Here is a 17,323-nt window from a genome sequence, read left to right as displayed (position 1 = left end):
AATTAAATTAGTTATTAAAGTCAACTTTATGCAGAGTGTTAAGTGTAGTTAGCTTTTAATTTGAAAGGGAAATGCTTTCTGGCCTTAGGTTTTGATGTTTTTAACTCTGGTAAAAGAAATGTTATACAGGGTAAATTAATTGATTATTATCATTTTGCTTATTATCTTGAAAAAAACACTTTTAACATGATCTGGAATAACTTAAAAATTAGAACTAAGCTTTTATTCAGCTTTGGAGTTTTATTGGTGCTGCTTACTATAGTTGGCTTTTTGTCATTTAATGGAATAAGAAATATCATTTCAGATGCAGAGCAGGTTATTGCCGGTAATAAGTTAAAGGGTGACTTGGAGACCAGATACACGCAACATTTAATATGGGCTAAACAAGTAAGTGAATTCCTGTCTAGCTCAGAGGCCTTAGAGTTGGCGGTTCAAACAGATCATCATAAATGTGATTTTGGGAAATGGTATTATGGAGATGGCCGAAAGCAAGCTGAGGAATTAGTACCGGATCTTAAAGAGGTATTTCCTCTTTTTGAGGAGCCGCATATGTTATTGCACCAATCGGCAATTGAAATTGAAGATTTGCATGAGCATGTTGATGTAAGTTTATCTATCGCCTTAAATAAATCTAAATCTGATCATTTGCTGTGGATGTTGCAAGTTGAAGAAGCAATATTGAGTAAAAAAAGTCAAATAGGTGTTCAGATGGATCATACGAAGTGTGGTTTGGGTAGTTGGCTTGACCTGCCAAACACGCAAGAACTTTTGCAGAAAGATGAGGTGCTAAGTGAAAAATTTAACGACATTCTTCGGCCTCACGAACGTTTGCACCAATCTGCCAGATCGCTTAATCGGATGGTTGCTGCTGGCGATTATGTTGGAGCTCAAAATTATTATATGAACAATACCGCCGGAGCTGCTGATCAGGTTTTGGGTATTTTGAATGAATTAATTGAAAGAAATCAGGAGCAACTTAAAGGAACGCAAGCAGCTAACGGTGTGTTTTTTGGGCAAACCCTTGTGCAATTGGATACAATTGGTAAGTTGTTTAATCATTCCATTGATATTTCTGAAGCCAGTATATTATCGGAAAGTAAAATGGTTAGCAAGGCAAGAAGTACGAGTGTTTTGACCATAGTTATTTTACTATTGTCGTTAGTTGCTGGAGTCGGATTGGCTATGTTCTTATCTGGTTTTTTAGTGAGACAGTTGAGAAAAGGGGTTGTGTTTGCGCAAACTATTGCCAAAGGTGATTTGAGTCAGAAATTAGACATTAATCAAGAGGACGAAATTGGAGAATTAGCCAGTGCTTTAAATCTTATGGTGGATGAGGTTTCAAATTTATTGCAAGAAATTAAACGCAGTTCAAATGCTTTGGCTGGTGCGAGTACACAAATGAATACTACATCTCAGGATATTTCAACGGGAGCTAATGAACAAGCTTCATCTACTGAAGAAGTTTCAGCTTCAATGGAAGAGATGACTGCTTCAATTGCGCAAAACAAGCAATATAGCGAGCAGGCCGAGCAGGTTACTTTAATTATGGCAGATAGCATTAAGGAAGGTAATGTTGCTTCAACGGAAAGTGAGCGTTTGATGAAGTTAATTGTAGAGAAGGTTGATATGGTGACTGGTATTGCTCAACAGACAAATATTTTAGCTTTAAATGCTGCTGTTGAGGCCGCCAGAGCTGGAGAGCAAGGGCGAGGTTTTGCTGTAGTAGCAACTGAAGTTCGAAAGTTGGCTGAACGAAGTAAAGTGGTAGCTGATGAAATTGCGAGTCTGATTAGTGAGGGAGTATCAGGTGCTGAGAAGGCTGGAGGTAAGCTAAAGGAAGCTATCGGTCAAATTGATAAGACTGTACAGATGGTACAGGAAATTAGTTCTTCAAGTAAAGAACAGACGATTGGAGCACAGCAAATAAACCATGCTATAGAGCAACTTAATCAGGTTACGCAATCGAATGCTGCTGCCTCAGAAGAATTGGCTTCGAGTTCGACAGAGATGAAGCAAGGTGCAGATCAATTAAATGACATGGTGGGTCGATTTAAATTAAATTAGGTCTGAATTTACCCCGATATGTTATTATCTACCTATCGGGTTATGTAAGTAATGGTTCGGGTATCTTTCTGGTCACCTTGACTAGTGCTTTCTAAATTGCTTTTTGTTCACCAAAACTATAGTCGGAATTTAAAGAGGACTTCGGGTATCTGTGTGAATTTGTATATCTAATATCGTAAACATGACTTTTAACATAGCATATAGCTGCTGAAAATTAGGTAAAATATTGCGAAAAGGGGTGTTTAATCACAAAAATTCCATTTATGTTTGTAACCGAAGTTGTTCATTTAAATATTGGAATAAAACGTTCAGAGGTCGTCGTAAGTATTTATCACGTTTAATATTATTTGTTGTATGGAAACACGAGTAGCAATTAATGTATTAAGGGATAGATTGAAAAAGTTGGAGATTTTTCGTCATTTATCCGAAAGTGAAACCGCTTTATTGTTAGAAAACCTGCATTATAAAGAGCTCCGAAAAGGAAATATACTTTATCGTGAAGGTTGTTACTTAAATAAAGTAATTCTTTTGTTCGATGGGGTGGTCAAGCAAAAAAAGTGCGGGTCAAAAGGCAAGGAATTAATTATTCGTTTTGCCAAGGGAGGTGAGATTCTTGGGTTCAGATCGTTTTTAACGGAAGAATTAGCCTGTGCAACCGCCGAAGTTATGGAAGATGTTAAAGTGGCCTATATCGAAGGGTCGTGCTTGACTCAATTGATGAAATCGAATTCAAACTTCTCAATGATAATGATGAAACATGTGTGTGGTGAGCTTAGTGCAACGCAAACATTCATCTTAAACGTGGCGCAGAAAACAGTACGTGAACGTGTAGCTGAAGGCTTGGTTCAACTTAAAGAAGTGTTTGATGTGGATGATGATTGTAATCTTAAAATTCCATTATCCCGACGTGATTTGGCAAATGTGGTAGGAACGGTACCTGAGTCCGTAATTCGGATGTTAGCTGATTTTAAGAAGGAAAACCTGATAGAGGTAAATGGTCGTCGCATTAGATTAATGAATATTCAAAAGCTGACACGAATTGGTAGTGTTGCTATGTGATTAGTCCGCTAGTCCGAAGGTATTAGTGAGTAGTGGTTTTCATCACCGATCATTATGTATGTACTTATTAACAAAAAGAGCTGGCGAAATTGCCAACTCTTTTGATTTATTATTTTAATTCCCCATTAGGCTCAAAATCTGTTTCTTTCTTCACAGATAACATGTAAATAACGCCTGCACGAGCAATTAAAAAAACGACAATGGCAAAGAGTGGGTTCAGTATGGCCATCTTTAATCCTCCTGCTAATAGGCTTGGTGTTAGTTCTCCGCTGGCTGATACATTATCAAAAGCTACAATTAATCCGAAAGTTCTTCCTAAAAAGCCCCAAGCCAAGGTAAACCAACTTATGGATTTAATAAGTGCGATTATTTTTCCATTGCTATTTGATTTCAAACAGCCTCGTACAATCAATGCAATAATGATCACTAACAATATCATTATTGGATAGGTGAAAAACGGTCCTCCGTCGTTAAGTTTGTCAATCATGATTTTTGCTTTTAAATGAATACTGAAGCAAATGTAGCGCATCAATCAATACCAAAATTTCTTATTCGACCACCTACCATTCTTCATCCCTTTATCATCAGTTTTCATCTGTAAGTTGGAAATTAATCCTCAAATTGCAAAATCAGGACTTAAAATGGTCATTGGTCGATATTGTATCACAGGAGCCATAAAAAATTGTAATATTGTAGTAATGACTTTTCGTTTGCCTAAAATAGTTCAAACCGTAAGCTTACACCTACTATTCTGGACAGGTGTATGGTTCTTCTTTTTCTATTTTTTTAGCTACAACTCTAACGACAATACTTATATTATCTGGTTTTCAAGTTGCCTTTTACCTTTAACCATGGGGGTGACTTATTTTATGGAACGCATCCTTATTCCTCGTTTTTTATTAAAGCGAGACTATCAAAAGTTTGCACTCTATACCTTCTATACCTTTGTGGTGTCTTCTTATTTAATAGTATTGGCTCTGTATGGCTGTTTGATTTTTCTATTGAAATTTAATGTGGCCATTATGCCACCAATGAGTAAAAACTTTTTGTTCATTCTCATCTTGGTTTACCTTGTGGTTGGCGTTATTTCTTTTATTAGTATACTTAATAATACATTAAAAACCGATGCCAAAAACAAGGAGTTGGAAAATAAGATACTGGCCACTCAGCTTCAATTAAAAGAACAAGAATTGCACTATCTCAAACGTCAGATTCATCCTCACTTCCTCTTCAATACCTTGAATACTATTTATGGCTTTGCACTTCAAAAATCGAAGCACACACCGGAGATAATTCTCAAACTATCTAACTTACTTGATTATATTCTGTATCAGATAAACCAACCAAAGGTGGCTTTAAAAGAGGAGGTGTTGCACATTAAGGAATACATCGAATTGGAGAAAATCCGGTTTAAAGATAGTTTGCTTATTCGTTTTGATGCTCCTAGCATTGATTCCTCAATTCAAGTGTCGCCCATGTTACTCATTCCTTTTGTAGAAAACGCCTTTAAGCATGGTGAGTTAGTGGATGGCTTTCTACGTATTGATGCCAGTATAAGAGTGGATAATTATCAAATGGAATTTAAAATTAGCAATAGTATGCGTTCACCTGTTGAGGATGAAGCAAAAGAAGGCATTGGTTTGAGTAATATTAATAAGCGGCTTGACCTGAATTACCTTAATAATTACCAATTAAAAGCAACTAGAGAAAAGGATAGCTATACTGCCCATTTAATCATCGATTTAAAACCCTTTGCCGATGTCTAAAGTCATAAACTGTATAATTGTTGATGATGAAGCCACTGCTCGCGAAGTGATTGAAACACATCTGAAAAAAATCGATCAGATTAATATTGTGGCCTCTTGCAAAAACGCACTGGAAGCATTTAAATGGATCAGTTCTCAATCGATTGATCTTGTTTTTTTGGATATTAATATGCCGGAGATCTCAGGATTGGACTTTGCTAAAACCATTAACCCCAACATCAAAATCATTTTTACCACAGCTTATCGCGACTATGCGGTTGAAGGTTTTGATTTGAAAGCCGTTGACTACCTACTTAAACCCATCGCTTTTAATCGCCTTTTGCAATCGGTTCAGAAATACCTGGAAGAAACACCCAACTTAAGTAATGTCCCAGAAAAGATTGAAGCTGAAGCCAGCGACTTCATTTTTGTACGGTCGGATCGTAAGATGATAAAGATCGTTTTTAAGGACATTAAATACGTTGAGAGTCTGAGTGATTACATCAAGATACATTTAGATTATCAGGAGGTAGTTACGCGCGAAACTATTTCAAATATTGAAGCCAAGTTGCCGGCTAAGTCCTTTATTAGAACACATCGCTCGTATCTGGTATCGTTAGCCCACATCAGCTCTTTTACTCACGAATACATTGAGATGGAAGATGCTACCGTTCCAATAAGCAGGGGATATAAAAATGAAGTGATTAGCCGATTAGAGAGTTTGTAATAGTATAAGTGCATTGCGGCTTCTACTCTTGTGTTTCGGCTTGAACCTGTTTTGTACTAATGGCGAGCTTATGTTTTAAAAGTATGTTAATCAACAGTTGAACCCACTTCGGGGTTCTATTTGTACCTGTTTGTTTACCATGGGTTGCACCCATGGTTATTGTTGTTAAATCCCAGAGGGATTAAAGTTGCTCTTTAAGTTTTTCTAATAATTAATCACTAATCTTTTATCATTAACCATTATAATCTACACTCCCTCTTGTACTCCAAAGGTACTCTCCAAAGCTTTCTTGTCACTTCCGCATGAAATAACTATGATGTATTGGTCGAGCTCTATTTTTTGATCGTCGCTTGGGTTTTTGTCAACCTTATTGTCGATGACCAAACCAATTAAAATGACGTTAAGATCTTTCTTCATCTCTACAAAGGCATCGAAATATTTTTTGCCTAGATAGGGGTTGTTTTGGGTGACTTTAAATTGCTGAATATCCTGATCGTCGTGAGCAATGCTAGTTGCAATCAAATCTTCCGTATATTCTGCCACATGTGGCTCAAACAGGTAACTAGCCACCATTCGTGAAGCTACTTCGCTGCGAGACACTACATGTGTTATGCCAGTGCTAATCAATGTTTCTTTCAGATCGGGGTTGCTGCAATTGACAATGATGTTGAGATTTGGAAATGCCTTTTTAAGATTAAGAACAAATACCAGTGTTTCGGTATCTTCGGTGAAGTTGATAAATACAGCTTTACTCTTTAGGATGTTTGCTTTTTCGTAAGCTTGCATGTTGTTATAATCGGCAAACATTCCGAAACATTGTTCGTGAGGGTATAAATCCTTGAGGAGTTCAAGGTCGTTTTTTGAGTTTGTTACGAAGGCAATTTTATGTCCAGCTGGAAAAACCTGATCAGCAACTTTTCGTCCAAATTCACTCCATCCAATAATTAGGTAATGGTCTTCGAAATCTGTTCCGAAGAACCCTGTTTTCTTCTTTTCCATATAAATGTTTATTCTACTGCTTATTTCACCAATGAAGTAGCCGATTACACCCAGACTACCAAGTATTACAAATAATCCTACTACTTTACCCCAGGGTGTAACAGGGTAAAAGTCACCATAGCCTACGGTCGTCAAGGTAACAATGGCATACCAAAGGGCATCGGTTAGCGATTTGATATTGGCATTGGCATCGCCTCTTTCAAGCACCGATATAACGTAGATGAGGCAGAGGTATATGACAAAACCAACAGCTAAACCAAGTTTTTTCTTCATAGCAAATTGTGTTATGAGTGAACGTTATTGTTAGTCTCGCAACTTAGCTCTTCCACATCGCTATCCCATTTTAGTGCATGAGGCAGTTTTTCGCATGCCGCTTTGAAGAGCTGTGCTTTTTCTTTGTTGCAACTGCTTAACTCGATGTAGCACCAACCGCTTTCAGTAAATGTGTGTAATGCCAAATGCGATTCGGCTAAAAGCCAAAAAGCCGTGTAGCCATTCAGCGGAAAATGATGATCTGAAAAGTTTAATACTTTAAAATCGGCATTTTTTAATTGTTCACCAAATAAGGTTTTCAACTGTGAGGATTCAGTTAATTCTATCCAACCTTTAAGGTTAAAAACTTGTGGTGGCAGATTTACTGGATTTATGTTGTTCATTGCGTTGTTTCTGTTAAGCTTCGTTGGTTTTAATACAAATCCCAATTGCCCTTTAAATAATACTTATATAAAACCGGGTCGTGAATTCGGTTAACTCTAACTGAATCACTAGCTCCCGGAAAGAAATCCTTACCAAACGACGTAATTAGTTGCATGGCTTCGTGATTAATCCATTGGGTCGAAATTCCGTCATAAGTTAAGGATTGTAATTGCTTTTTCAAATCAATTTCACGTTCTGTTTTAATTCCCAAAGACCAACCCCATTCGCCCAGTGTTAATACTTGGTTATGTAAGGGTATGGTTTTGAATCCAGCATCCCTCATGGTTTTTTGTATGCAATTATAAGCTTTTGTTGCAAAGTAAGGGCTGCCAGCCTGCGTAACAATCATACCTTCCGGCCGCAAATGTTTATGGCATATGCTGTAGAATTCGCTCGAATATAAGCGGCCTAGTTCAACAGATCGAGGATCGGGCAAATCTATGATGATGACATCGTAAAAATCTTGATTGTCTGAAATGTACTGATAGCCATCTGTATTAATAATCTCCAACTTTGGATGATGCATGGAGTTTTTATTCATATCAAGCAGAACAGGATGTTCTTTACCTAAGTTAGTCATGGCTGGATCTAAATCCACCAATTTAATTGACTGAACACTCGGGTATTTTAATATCTCACGAACAGCGCAACCATCGCCACCACCTAAAACTAGAATATTGACTGGGTGAGGGTGAAGTGACATGGCCGGATGAACCAATGGCTCGTGATACATAACTTCATCCATGGAGCATAGTTGCTGATTGCCATTTAAGTACAGCCAATGGTTATCTTCCCATTGGGTGATAACGATGCGTTGATAACGTGTTTGTTCTGCGTAAATTACTTTGTCCTTGTATTTTTTCTGTTCGCCATATTGTATGATTGGGTCAGCCAAGTATACACCAGCAACAATTATGAGTGATATAGCGACCATCGATATGCTTAAAGCCTTTCGGTAACTAGGCTTAATCATCTTGCGAAGAAAAAAGAAAACTGCAAGTGCAACCGTAAAATTAACAACTCCTAATAGAAAGGGCGTGTAAGTCAATCCCATTATGGGTAGTCCGATAAAAGCAAAGAAGATACCTCCGAGCAAGCTGCCGTAGTAATCTTTTTCAAGCACATTTGAGATGTTAATGCGTAGATCTTCGTATTCATCGTTGATGCGCATCACTAATGGAATTTCCATTCCAATTAATGTTCCAATTAGCATACAGAAAAAATAGATAAGTATGCCAATGGAATTGGTGTAGGCCGATGCCGTATATACAATCAGAGGAGAAAAAGCAACTACTAGCGATAAGGCAAACTCAAGAATGAGAAACTTTTCGGTTAAGCGTGTTTTAAAAACTTTACTGATACGACTACCAATACCCATTGTGAAGAGCATGGTTGAAACAATCATGGCCCATTGAAAAATGGAATCGCCTAAAAAATAGGTGGCCAAGGTTGAAAGAAGATATTCGGCAACAATGCCACTAAAGCCAGTTGCAAAGATGGCAGCTTTTAAAATGGCCGAATATTTATTTTGGATCTTAAACATTATTGAGCTTATTCAATGTCATCAAATGATATGACAAAAAATTAACCCTAGATTGCTCCAGGGTTAATTTAAGTCTATATTCTTGTAATCTATAATCTAGAGATCTCCTTTTACAGGCACCATGTAATCATTATGGAGCCGCCTATGTAAGCAAAGGCCTCAATAATAGAAGCACCAATGTTTGGGTGTTCCTGATTGATAATTTCGTCAGTTAAACGCTGACCCGGTAAAAGAATCTTATCGGTTAAGAAGCGCATGACAGGTAATAAGATGATACCTAGCACTAATTCAAAGCCTGCTTCTCCAAAAGTAAGTCCCCAACCTTCGAAATCACCTGTAATGGCATGGCGAATTAGGTTAGCAATGGCGATTAGTGCACCCGCAAAACCTACTCCAACAGCTACATTGTCTTTCTCGATGTGCTCATGTACATCGTAAGGCGTGATAAGTTGATAAGCAGCAGCAGTAATAAATAAGGCTACTTGACCAGCTAACCAAAAAACAACAGCCGAACTTATGCCTTGTGTAAGGTTGCCACTTTCGCCAGTAACTGCGCCAAAAATTATTAAACCCGATGCAATAGAGATGGCACCTTCAATAACACCCGTCCCAGCATTGCGATCTTCGATGATTTCCTTTTTAACGGAGAACTTACGAAGAATTATTTTATCGTTGAGCCAAATAGAAAGGTTTAGTAAAATGATACCTAGTCCACCATAAATGGCAATGTCAATAATGTCGTTTACTAAACCTTGTGTTGGCCCAACAATGGCGCTACCAACCGCCAATAACAAACCAATGAAATAACCAACATGGGCAAATGAAAATGCCAGGTTGTCTTTCTCAACTAATTCTTCTTTAATGTTAAAATCGCGATTAACTAATTGGTAAACTAACTTACCCACGAAAAAGATAATAAAGCCAACAGCTATGTAAGCAACGGCATCATATAGTATTGTTGAAATATCTGAAAATGTCATGTTTATCAAGTTTTGGGTGATTATTTGCCAAATCCGCCACTGCGACTGCGAGATGATGAACTGCTGTAACGACTCGAACTACGGCTTTTCTTCGAATAACTCGAACTTGAAGAGTAGGAACGAGAACTGCTCCTTGTGGCCGATCGTTTTACATCACTTCTTACACTTTGTTTGAAGCTTGATGGTTTGTTGCCCCATGTGCTACTCTTACCTGCGCCAGATGAAGTGTAGGTGTTGGTGCCATATACATTACGACCTGATGGACCATAATAAGGACGTGATCCGTAATAGCCACCGCCATAATAATCGTTGTAATACGAACGACGCGCTGGATAGGTCATCATGTTAAACATGGAAGACATAAAGGCATATTTTCCATAGAACGACCAGAATGAAGAACCATTGCGTTCTTCCCACTGTCCGTATTTTGGATTGCCCACATAGTGGTTATATCCTGCAGGACTAGCCGTTTTGCTTAGTACACCATCTTTACGAGTTACTATTTCCATGCCCATGTTATCCACATTAGCATCGAAAAACACATCTGGTACTTCTTCCCAGTCTGTGGTTTTAGAAACTACGGTATCAGCTTTTTCAACAATGATGTTGTATTGATGATAGTATTTACTACTTCTCGAATCCATATCTAATAAGATGATGGAATAGTTCTGCTCGCTATTGAGCGAAGTAATGAGTTTATCAACAGGCGTTTTTTGCCATTTTTGTGTCGTCGAAGAAGAGCGACTGCTGCTACTTCCTGTGCAGTTATTACACGATCTTAATACAAAAAAACCGATAATAACGGCGATTATAATTTTTGCAATTCCGTTACTCATAATTATTTGGGTTTGGGTACCACTATATTATTCTTATTTATTGTCTTCGCCAGGTAATATGTTTGAGATTTCAAATTCTTTTAAGCTAAGTCCAATCGAAGCTTCAAATTCTTTTTCATCCCATTGTTCAATGCACAAAAGCTGCTTACCGTCTTCATCTTCAAAATCCCACGAGCGAAACTCTTCCCACTCACCACCTTTGGTGATGTTATGAAAATAGCCCGGTGATTCCTTTTCAAGGAAATAAACAACGCCTTTGTACGTAATTTTTTTAGGTGGTTGCTGGCGAGAGATTAAGATGTCGGTTAAATCGTCTTGTAATGCTCTTACTTTAACCTTTTGCATAAAAGAAATTGACAACTCATCGTCATCTTCTATTCCAAGGAATCGAGTCTCGCTGCCATTGTTAATCTGAAATTCGCGGGTGAAATAATTATCTCCCCAATCGTATTCCATTATAGCCTCAACTATCCAAGTTGATAAGTCGTATTCAAATACAAAACCAACATCAAGGTCTTGAACCCTGATGTTGGTGCTATCGTAATGTGCTTCTTTCTTTTTAAAAATATCGAATAATCCCATAGTTTGAATGCTTGACGCTACTTATTCACTTTTGTCCTTAAGCTTAGCTTTTAGTTCTTCCAATGAATTTGAAGCTTTCACATTTTTTTCAGAAAGTACATCATCAATTTCATCGTCTAAACTGCGGTTTTCATTACTAATTTCACCGTAAGCTTCCGATAAAGCTTCTTGTTGAGCAACTTTCTCTTTCATTTTCTCAAGCATCGATACTGTTCCAGAACTATCAATTCCGCTTAATTGCTTGTTGATTTTTTGTGTAGCACTGCTCACACGAGCACGAGCCTTAAGCGTACGAAGTTCATTCTCATAACTTGAGATGGTGCTCTTCAGTTTTTTAACATTTTTGTCGAGTCCAGCTATGTTATTGTCAAAACGAGTAACTTCATCCTGAGCACGAGTTGCAGCTTCAACAGCTTCTTCCTTTTTTGTTAGAGCTTCAGTAGCTAAACGATCTGCTTCTGCCACGTCCAATTCACCTTTCTCGGCTTTCTGGAGTAGTAAAACGGCTTTCTGTTCGTAATTTTTAGCCAAAGATTTATTCTGACTAAGGTCTTTTTTGCTGCGAATTGCCATTGCTTTAACTTCGGCTAAGGCCTGAAGGCTTTTGTCTAGATCAACTTTAAGATCGCGAATACCTTGCTCGGTCATTTTGATCGGATCTTCTAATTTGTCAATTATGGCGTGAGTTTCGGCTTTACCAACTCGAAATATTCTATTGAAAATTCCCATTGTTTGTTTCTTTTATAATTTTGAAAATTCGATTAATTTATCAGAGTACTCTGATAATAAAAGCTTAAGCGAATTCAAACTTCCTTCTAATTCGTTTAAGTCAAGGTTTTCTAGTTGCAATGTGTCGCGGAAAATGACACGCTTGGCATCTTCATCCAACACAAAAGCCCCATGCACAATTTGGCGGTTCATTATAAGTAAGGACTTGTATAAGTCTTCAGAACCCTTATTTACTTCAAAAAGTAAACCTTCTATTATTAAGATGGAATCTTCGCAATCGATAATTAGGTTTGAAATACCGTCTTCGGCTTTTTCAATAACAAATAATTCTTCCTTAGTGTCTTCTGACACAATCTCATATTCAAGGTCAAGCAAAAAGTCTTTCACCTTGTTAAAATCTTCACTCATGTTTGTTTGATTTATGATTGGTAATGGGACTTATCAAATATATGAAAAGATTGCATGTAATAAAAGGGAGAAAGGGGTGTACAGTGAAAAATAATTGATTTGTGAAAGTAATAATGAAAAGCCAAAATTATTGAGATCGATGTATTCTATTCAATGTGCTAAATGTCAAGTCGCTTTTATGAATGAAATGTTATATTTACGTTTAAGTATTAATAAATCCATTTGACGATGTTTAAATATCTTTTAAGTTTCCTTGTTGTTATCATTATTATCTCATGTCAAAGCGAAGAGCAACAACTTGAGAAAGCCGAATCTGTTATCTCCACTGAGGCCATGATAAGCTATGTCAAGGAGCTTGGTAGTGATGAATACATGGGGCGTAAACCTTTTGGAGAGGCTGAAAACTTAACAATTGCCTATTTGGAAAAGTGCTTTCAAGATATTGGTTTGGAACCAGCCAATGGGAATAGTTACTTTCAGAAAGTCCCGCTCATAAAGGTAACTCGTGATGTGAATTCAAGTTTAGATATTTCTGTTGATGGCAAAGGTGTATTATCTTTCAGCAACTCCAATGATTTCGTGGCTTTCTCACAACGAATTGAGAAAGACTTGGAGCTTAAGGAATCGGATTTGGTATTTGCTGGTTATGGTATTGTTGCTGCTGAGTATAACTGGAATGATTACGAGGGCCTGGATGTGAAGGGAAAGACGGTAGTTGTATTGGTTAATGATCCGGGTTTGGATTCGGGTCGCGATAACTTTTTTACGGGTGACGCTATGACCTATTACGGTCGATGGAAATATAAATATGAGGAAGCAGCACGACAAGGAGCTGAAGGTATTCTCATTGTTCATGATGATAAGGGAGCAGGTTATAACTGGTCGGTAGTTGATAATTCGGCGGCGGTTGCTAAGGTCTACCCTGTGGTTGAGAACAATTATTTGGATAGATGTAAAATAGAGGGATGGATTCAAGCATCAGTAGCCAATCAATTATTCGAGGCCGTAGATATGGATATGGCAGATGTAATTACACAGGCAAAAACAGAAGGCTTTAAAGGTTTCGAATTAAAGGCGAAAGTCGACTTGTCAATCACAAATTCGTGGAAGAAAGATGATTCGCATAACGTACTTGGTGTAATACCAGGTACCGATTTGGCAGACGAATACTTATTTTATTCCGCCCATTGGGATCATTTGGGGATAGGTAATGTAATGAATGGCGATTCGATATATAATGGTGCTGTTGATAATGGAACTTCACTTGCCTGGATGATGGAGATTGCCAAAGCATTTAAAGCTATGCCTGTGTCATCTCGTCGTTCTATCGTGTTTTTTGCACCAACGGCTGAAGAGTCGGGCCTAAATGGTTCGGGGTATTATGCCGATAATCCGATTTTCCCTATAAATAAAACCGTTGCTAACATTAATAATGATCTCATGCTTCCTTTTGGACGATGCAAAGACGTGATGATTACGGGTTATGGAAAGTCTGATTTGGATGATATTATTAGTGAAGAAGCAGAGAAAAAAGGACGCTATGTTTTACCTGATCCTAACGCACATACCGGCATGTATTACCGATCGGATCATTTTAGTTTTGCAAGGGTTGGTATTCCTGCTGCTTTTGCCCGTGGTAATAACGATCATTGGGAAAAAGGGAAAGAATATATGGCTGAAAGAGAGCAGTTCTGGATCGACAATTGCTATCATAAACCCGATGATGAATACGAAGATTGGTGGGATCTCTCAGGTGTGGAGGAAGACGCTAAGTTGCTGTTTAGAGTTGGTTGGAGAATTGCCAATAGCGATGTTTATCCACAATGGAAAGAAGGTGCTGAATTCAAAGCCATCAGAGATAAACAGTTTGAATAAGTGTCAGCTTTTCGATTGGGGCTGTGACCTTTCAAAGGTAATTAGTTTATCACTCTGTTTGATTTTAACTGTTTGGCAATGGCTAAGGTGTACAAACTGATATGGTTTGTTTAGGTCGAATTTTGCCCCATTCTTAATTTCGAAGAAACCATCACATTCCAATTGGCCATCGGGGCTAAAACGTATTATATGGTATTCCCCATTAACTGATTTTAGAGCAAACCACGAGCCGGCACCTTCACCACTTAACCATTGTGAGTTGGTCGGGATGTTGTTAGGCTTAGTGGGTTCAATGAGTGTTTGTTTTAATAGAGTCTTATCTTTAATTGGTACCGGGCAAAATGCCTGGGTTTTTAAAAGTTTTGGCAATACCTTTTTATCGTGAAGCGCATTGACATTGTTCAAAGGGGTTGGAGTTAAATAGACAGCGTACTTTAATTTGAGCCTTAAGGAGGAATTCGGTTTGCCAGCTAATATGGCGGATTGTACAAAGCGTGAACAATTACTTCCCCCATATTTAAAAGGGCCATAAGGAATGGGCCCTTTGGCTTGCATCTGTTTTACTTTTTTTAGGCCACTTTCAAAAGAGATGGAACAATACGATGCATGTATAGCTCCTTCGCCATGGCATTCGGCATTGTGTTGCAATTCCGTTAGTATCTCCTCAAAATTACGAATGCTTTTACCATCAACCGACGGTATTGCACGTGTACTCATTTTTAGTTTATGATCCGTAAGCTCACCTCTTACTCTACCATGTTGGAAGGGTGTATGATAGCGTCCAAAATCAAAGTAATGGCATGTTTTTGTTTCGCCATTTATTAATACAAGTGCTGCATGCCCCACTTTATAATAATGATTCTTGCTCAGGCCAATGGCATTGCAAAAGTTGTCGTACCAATAGCCTGGTTGCTTGCAGAAGGTTTCGGGCCAGGCAATGGCTATGGCAAAACCTGTATGCTTTTTGTTTTGGGTCATTCTTTACTTCGCTTCCAGGTTCTGTGCTTCGGATAATAGGTTCTCAAAGAATAAATCAATGTCAGACTTAGCTAATTCACCATTTGCCGTGATTAAACGAATAGTGAGTTGTTTGTTGAGGTAACTGTAGTTCACTATTGATTTTCCGCTTTTGCGCAGATTTTCACGTAGCTCAAGATTAAATTTATTTAAATCGCCACCTTTTTTAGGTAGATATCTAAAGCAAACTGAGAAGGACTGGCGCTCCGACATCAATTCGAGTTGCGGGTGATTTGCCACTATGCTTTCAGCGTAGGTAGCCATATTAATAAGGTTATCAATTCGCTGTTTGTACCCTTTTAAGCCAAAGTATTTCCAGGCAAACCAAAGTTTAACAGCATCCACTTTACGGCCACACTGTATGGACTTTTTTCCCAGGTCTTCAATTTGATCAATGTCGTGATAGATATAGTCGGTATTGATATCCGTAATGTTATGCTGAAGTGTGCCTCGTTTTTTAACAAGTAAAGCTGAGCAAATAAGCGGAATGTTCATTAGTTTGTGAGGGTTCCAAGCAAAGGAATCTGTCCGTTCAATATCCTTCATTAAATGACGATGGGTTTCACTTAGAATTAGTGATCCGCCGAAGGAGCCATCGGCATGAAGCCATAACTTGTGCTTTTCACAAATGTCAGCCAGTTGAGGAATTGGATCGTAGGCACCCAGCAAAGTGGTTGCACAAGTTGCTACTACAAAAAAGGGTTTTTTGCCACGATCAATGCATTCGTTAATTTCTTTTTGTAATTCGTCAGGTATCATTTTGCCCTTGGCATCAGACTTTACCTTAACTACATTCTTGGCGCCTATGCCTAAAATATTGGCAGCTGTTTCAAAGGAATAATGAGCCTGTTCGTTAACAAAGGCTTTCAGTTTGTGCTTTGTATCGTAGCCATCAACCCGACATTCAGGGATTATTCTGTTACGAGCCGAAAACATTGCTATCAGGTTAGCATTACTGCCACCACTCACAAAAATACCGTCCCCATTTTTATATCCAGCATAGCTATTCATCAAACGCACCATTTCTGTTTCAATAACTGTAGCTACGGGAGCTACTTCGTAGGTATACATCGATGTATTGGCAAGCGCACTAAATACTTCACCAATAAAAGCTGGGAAGTTGAAGCCTGAATAAAGTTGATTGAGAAATTGTTTATTGCCTGTTTTAACTGAGTAGTCAAGGTACTTATCAATCAGATCTAGGAATTCGTTTTCAGTTACGTTTTGTTCTTCAACTTGCACGCCAATTAAGGTATTTAACTCCGACGGTTTTTTGAATTTTACAATTGAGTCTGAGTTATTGTTGTTTCGAATGTATGTTCTGATTTTTTCAAAACTACTTTCTAATATTCTTAAGTTGTCCATGAGGTTTAGACTTATGAGTGTGTTAGTTTGTTTAGTGTTGCGATATTGTTGTTACGCTTGTAAAAGGGTTTTATTAATTGAAGATAATCAACTAGTGTTTCGTTTTGAGTTTTTGAGAACGCACTTTCTGTTAAAATCAGATTATTAGGCATATTAATATATGCCGACCCCGATGTTGATACCATTTTCTGAAACTCAGGCATGTAGACTGTTACTTCTGATCCACATTTATTTTTTGTGTTACTGCCATAAATATGTAGCGTCACAAATGACTTTTCGCCTGCATTGCCCATCATATGTGTAACGCTGCCTTTTACCGCTAAAACCTGACCGGAGCTAATCTTATCTTTTTTAATGAGTTTTAGTTCATTGTTTTTGGTAGAATACAAACGATGAACGGCTTCGCCAAAAAAACAAACACAGCCCCATTCTGTTTCCCCATGGTTATGGATGGCCGTAAAGTCACCCGGTTTCCACGACATAAGCAGTATTTTGAACTGTTCGTTTTTAAAAATGAGTTCTCGTCCATAACTCATGCAGTCAGGATGGTCAAATGTTGTAAATGGCTCAATATCTTTTTCTACAATCTTGTTTTGTTTAATGATGTTAGTTATGATGGTGTTGTTCAATACACACTCATTATTAATGCTTTCAATAAGGTTTTGTAAAGATTGTGAAATCGGTTTTCCCATATTAGC

Annotated in this window: 17 protein-coding genes; 5 read left to right on the top strand and 12 right to left on the bottom strand. The window is 38.0% G+C overall.

Going from position 1 to position 17,323, the window contains the following annotated elements; translation table 11 throughout:
- The first annotated feature begins 186 nt into the window (after nt 1-186).
- Both ACRD7B_RS01270 and ACRD7B_RS01265 read left to right on the top strand, forming a co-directional pair.
- Nucleotides 187-2,064, top strand: a complete 1,878-nt coding sequence (locus tag ACRD7B_RS01270) for a methyl-accepting chemotaxis protein (RefSeq protein ID WP_430822631.1) — start codon at nt 187-189, stop codon at nt 2,062-2,064.
- A gap of 354 nt (nt 2,065-2,418) precedes the next feature.
- A complete protein-coding gene (locus tag ACRD7B_RS01265; RefSeq protein ID WP_430822630.1) occupies nt 2,419-3,123 on the top strand; it encodes a Crp/Fnr family transcriptional regulator in 705 nt (234 codons plus the stop codon).
- A 109-nt stretch (nt 3,124-3,232) separates the two neighbouring features.
- Here the strand turns inward: ACRD7B_RS01265 and ACRD7B_RS01260 are convergent, their stop codons facing one another.
- Nucleotides 3,233-3,610: a hypothetical protein gene (locus ACRD7B_RS01260; protein ID WP_430822629.1), complete on the bottom strand. Its 378-nt coding sequence runs from the start codon at nt 3,608-3,610 to the stop codon at nt 3,233-3,235.
- A 211-nt stretch (nt 3,611-3,821) separates the two neighbouring features.
- Between ACRD7B_RS01260 and ACRD7B_RS01255 the strand changes: the two genes are divergently transcribed.
- Together ACRD7B_RS01255 and ACRD7B_RS01250 are read left to right on the top strand one after the other, a co-directional pair.
- On the top strand, nt 3,822-4,889 hold the full coding sequence (locus ACRD7B_RS01255; protein WP_430822628.1) for a sensor histidine kinase: 1,068 nt from the start codon (nt 3,822-3,824) through the stop codon (nt 4,887-4,889).
- Complete coding sequence (locus ACRD7B_RS01250; protein ID WP_430822627.1) at nt 4,882-5,595, top strand: LytR/AlgR family response regulator transcription factor; 714 nt, start codon at nt 4,882-4,884, stop codon at nt 5,593-5,595. Before ACRD7B_RS01255 ends, ACRD7B_RS01250 begins: the two co-directional genes overlap by 8 nt.
- A 246-nt stretch (nt 5,596-5,841) precedes the next feature.
- On the opposite strand, the gene ACRD7B_RS01245 is transcribed toward ACRD7B_RS01250, so the two are convergent.
- The 8 genes from ACRD7B_RS01245 to ACRD7B_RS01210 all read right to left on the bottom strand — a co-directional run bounded on the left by ACRD7B_RS01245 (nt 5,842) and on the right by ACRD7B_RS01210 (nt 12,368).
- On the bottom strand, nt 5,842-6,867 hold the full coding sequence (locus tag ACRD7B_RS01245) for a potassium channel family protein (protein WP_430822626.1): 1,026 nt from the start codon (nt 6,865-6,867) through the stop codon (nt 5,842-5,844).
- A gap of 11 nt (nt 6,868-6,878) precedes the next feature.
- On the bottom strand, nt 6,879-7,250 hold the full coding sequence (locus tag ACRD7B_RS01240; RefSeq protein ID WP_430822625.1) for an S-adenosylmethionine decarboxylase family protein: 372 nt from the start codon (nt 7,248-7,250) through the stop codon (nt 6,879-6,881).
- Nucleotides 7,251-7,279: 29 nt separating this feature from the next.
- Nucleotides 7,280-8,833, bottom strand: coding sequence for a polyamine aminopropyltransferase (locus ACRD7B_RS01235; RefSeq protein ID WP_430822624.1), 1,554 nt, complete (start codon nt 8,831-8,833; stop codon nt 7,280-7,282).
- Nucleotides 8,834-8,943: 110 nt separating this feature from the next.
- Complete coding sequence (locus tag ACRD7B_RS01230) at nt 8,944-9,813, bottom strand: DUF350 domain-containing protein (RefSeq protein ID WP_430822623.1); 870 nt, start codon at nt 9,811-9,813, stop codon at nt 8,944-8,946.
- A gap of 20 nt (nt 9,814-9,833) precedes the next feature.
- Entirely contained in the window at nt 9,834-10,649 is an 816-nt protein-coding gene (locus tag ACRD7B_RS01225; RefSeq protein WP_430822622.1) for a hypothetical protein, read from the bottom strand.
- A gap of 33 nt (nt 10,650-10,682) precedes the next feature.
- Nucleotides 10,683-11,231, bottom strand: coding sequence for a DUF4178 domain-containing protein (locus tag ACRD7B_RS01220; RefSeq protein ID WP_430822621.1), 549 nt, complete (start codon nt 11,229-11,231; stop codon nt 10,683-10,685).
- A gap of 21 nt (nt 11,232-11,252) precedes the next feature.
- On the bottom strand, nt 11,253-11,960 hold the full coding sequence (locus ACRD7B_RS01215; protein WP_430822620.1) for a PspA/IM30 family protein: 708 nt from the start codon (nt 11,958-11,960) through the stop codon (nt 11,253-11,255).
- A 12-nt stretch (nt 11,961-11,972) separates the two neighbouring features.
- Nucleotides 11,973-12,368 carry a YbjN domain-containing protein gene (locus ACRD7B_RS01210; RefSeq protein WP_430822619.1) on the bottom strand — a complete coding sequence of 132 codons (396 nt, stop codon included), beginning with the start codon at nt 12,366-12,368 and terminating at the stop codon, nt 11,973-11,975.
- A gap of 228 nt (nt 12,369-12,596) precedes the next feature.
- On the opposite strand from ACRD7B_RS01210, the gene ACRD7B_RS01205 reads away from it, so the two are divergent.
- Complete coding sequence (locus ACRD7B_RS01205) at nt 12,597-14,243, top strand: M28 family peptidase (RefSeq protein ID WP_430822618.1); 1,647 nt, start codon at nt 12,597-12,599, stop codon at nt 14,241-14,243.
- Nucleotides 14,244-14,246: 3 nt separating this feature from the next.
- On the opposite strand, the gene ACRD7B_RS01200 is transcribed toward ACRD7B_RS01205, so the two are convergent.
- Genes ACRD7B_RS01200 through ACRD7B_RS01190 form a run of 3 tightly spaced genes read right to left on the bottom strand, consistent with a single transcriptional unit; the run spans nt 14,247 to nt 17,317 of the window.
- Nucleotides 14,247-15,221: a DUF6695 family protein gene (locus ACRD7B_RS01200; protein ID WP_430822617.1), complete on the bottom strand. Its 975-nt coding sequence runs from the start codon at nt 15,219-15,221 to the stop codon at nt 14,247-14,249.
- Nucleotides 15,222-15,224: 3 nt separating this feature from the next.
- Nucleotides 15,225-16,625: a pyridoxal phosphate-dependent decarboxylase family protein gene (locus ACRD7B_RS01195; protein WP_430822615.1), complete on the bottom strand. Its 1,401-nt coding sequence runs from the start codon at nt 16,623-16,625 to the stop codon at nt 15,225-15,227.
- An 11-nt stretch (nt 16,626-16,636) separates the two neighbouring features.
- Nucleotides 16,637-17,317 carry a cysteine dioxygenase gene (locus ACRD7B_RS01190; protein ID WP_430822614.1) on the bottom strand — a complete coding sequence of 227 codons (681 nt, stop codon included), beginning with the start codon at nt 17,315-17,317 and terminating at the stop codon, nt 16,637-16,639.
- Nucleotides 17,318-17,323 lie beyond the last annotated feature (6 nt).

Source organism: Carboxylicivirga fragile, assembly GCF_050589805.1.
In the GTDB taxonomy this organism is placed as follows: Bacteria; Bacteroidota; Bacteroidia; order Bacteroidales; family Marinilabiliaceae; genus Carboxylicivirga; species Carboxylicivirga fragile.
The sequence above is the reverse complement of the archived record's forward strand: the minus strand, read 5'-3'. Positions and strand labels throughout refer to the sequence as shown.

What these genes read in the sequence shown, in the direction of transcription:
- ACRD7B_RS01270 (WP_430822631.1), top strand. Translation starts at nt 187, where the DNA reads ATGATCTGGAATAACTTAAAAATTAGAACTAAGCTTTTATTCAGCTTT.
- ACRD7B_RS01265 (WP_430822630.1), top strand. Translation starts at nt 2,419, where the DNA reads ATGGAAACACGAGTAGCAATTAATGTATTAAGGGATAGATTGAAAAAG.
- ACRD7B_RS01260 (WP_430822629.1), bottom strand. Translation starts at nt 3,610, where the DNA reads ATGATTGACAAACTTAACGACGGAGGACCGTTTTTCACCTATCCAATA.
- ACRD7B_RS01255 (WP_430822628.1), top strand. Translation starts at nt 3,822, where the DNA reads ATGACTTTTCGTTTGCCTAAAATAGTTCAAACCGTAAGCTTACACCTA.
- ACRD7B_RS01250 (WP_430822627.1), top strand. Translation starts at nt 4,882, where the DNA reads ATGTCTAAAGTCATAAACTGTATAATTGTTGATGATGAAGCCACTGCT.
- ACRD7B_RS01245 (WP_430822626.1), bottom strand. Translation starts at nt 6,867, where the DNA reads ATGAAGAAAAAACTTGGTTTAGCTGTTGGTTTTGTCATATACCTCTGC.
- ACRD7B_RS01240 (WP_430822625.1), bottom strand. Translation starts at nt 7,250, where the DNA reads ATGAACAACATAAATCCAGTAAATCTGCCACCACAAGTTTTTAACCTT.
- ACRD7B_RS01235 (WP_430822624.1), bottom strand. Translation starts at nt 8,833, where the DNA reads ATGTTTAAGATCCAAAATAAATATTCGGCCATTTTAAAAGCTGCCATC.
- ACRD7B_RS01230 (WP_430822623.1), bottom strand. Translation starts at nt 9,813, where the DNA reads ATGACATTTTCAGATATTTCAACAATACTATATGATGCCGTTGCTTAC.
- ACRD7B_RS01225 (WP_430822622.1), bottom strand. Translation starts at nt 10,649, where the DNA reads ATGAGTAACGGAATTGCAAAAATTATAATCGCCGTTATTATCGGTTTT.
- ACRD7B_RS01220 (WP_430822621.1), bottom strand. Translation starts at nt 11,231, where the DNA reads ATGGGATTATTCGATATTTTTAAAAAGAAAGAAGCACATTACGATAGC.
- ACRD7B_RS01215 (WP_430822620.1), bottom strand. Translation starts at nt 11,960, where the DNA reads ATGGGAATTTTCAATAGAATATTTCGAGTTGGTAAAGCCGAAACTCAC.
- ACRD7B_RS01210 (WP_430822619.1), bottom strand. Translation starts at nt 12,368, where the DNA reads ATGAGTGAAGATTTTAACAAGGTGAAAGACTTTTTGCTTGACCTTGAA.
- ACRD7B_RS01205 (WP_430822618.1), top strand. Translation starts at nt 12,597, where the DNA reads ATGTTTAAATATCTTTTAAGTTTCCTTGTTGTTATCATTATTATCTCA.
- ACRD7B_RS01200 (WP_430822617.1), bottom strand. Translation starts at nt 15,221, where the DNA reads ATGACCCAAAACAAAAAGCATACAGGTTTTGCCATAGCCATTGCCTGG.
- ACRD7B_RS01195 (WP_430822615.1), bottom strand. Translation starts at nt 16,625, where the DNA reads ATGGACAACTTAAGAATATTAGAAAGTAGTTTTGAAAAAATCAGAACA.
- ACRD7B_RS01190 (WP_430822614.1), bottom strand. Translation starts at nt 17,317, where the DNA reads ATGGGAAAACCGATTTCACAATCTTTACAAAACCTTATTGAAAGCATT.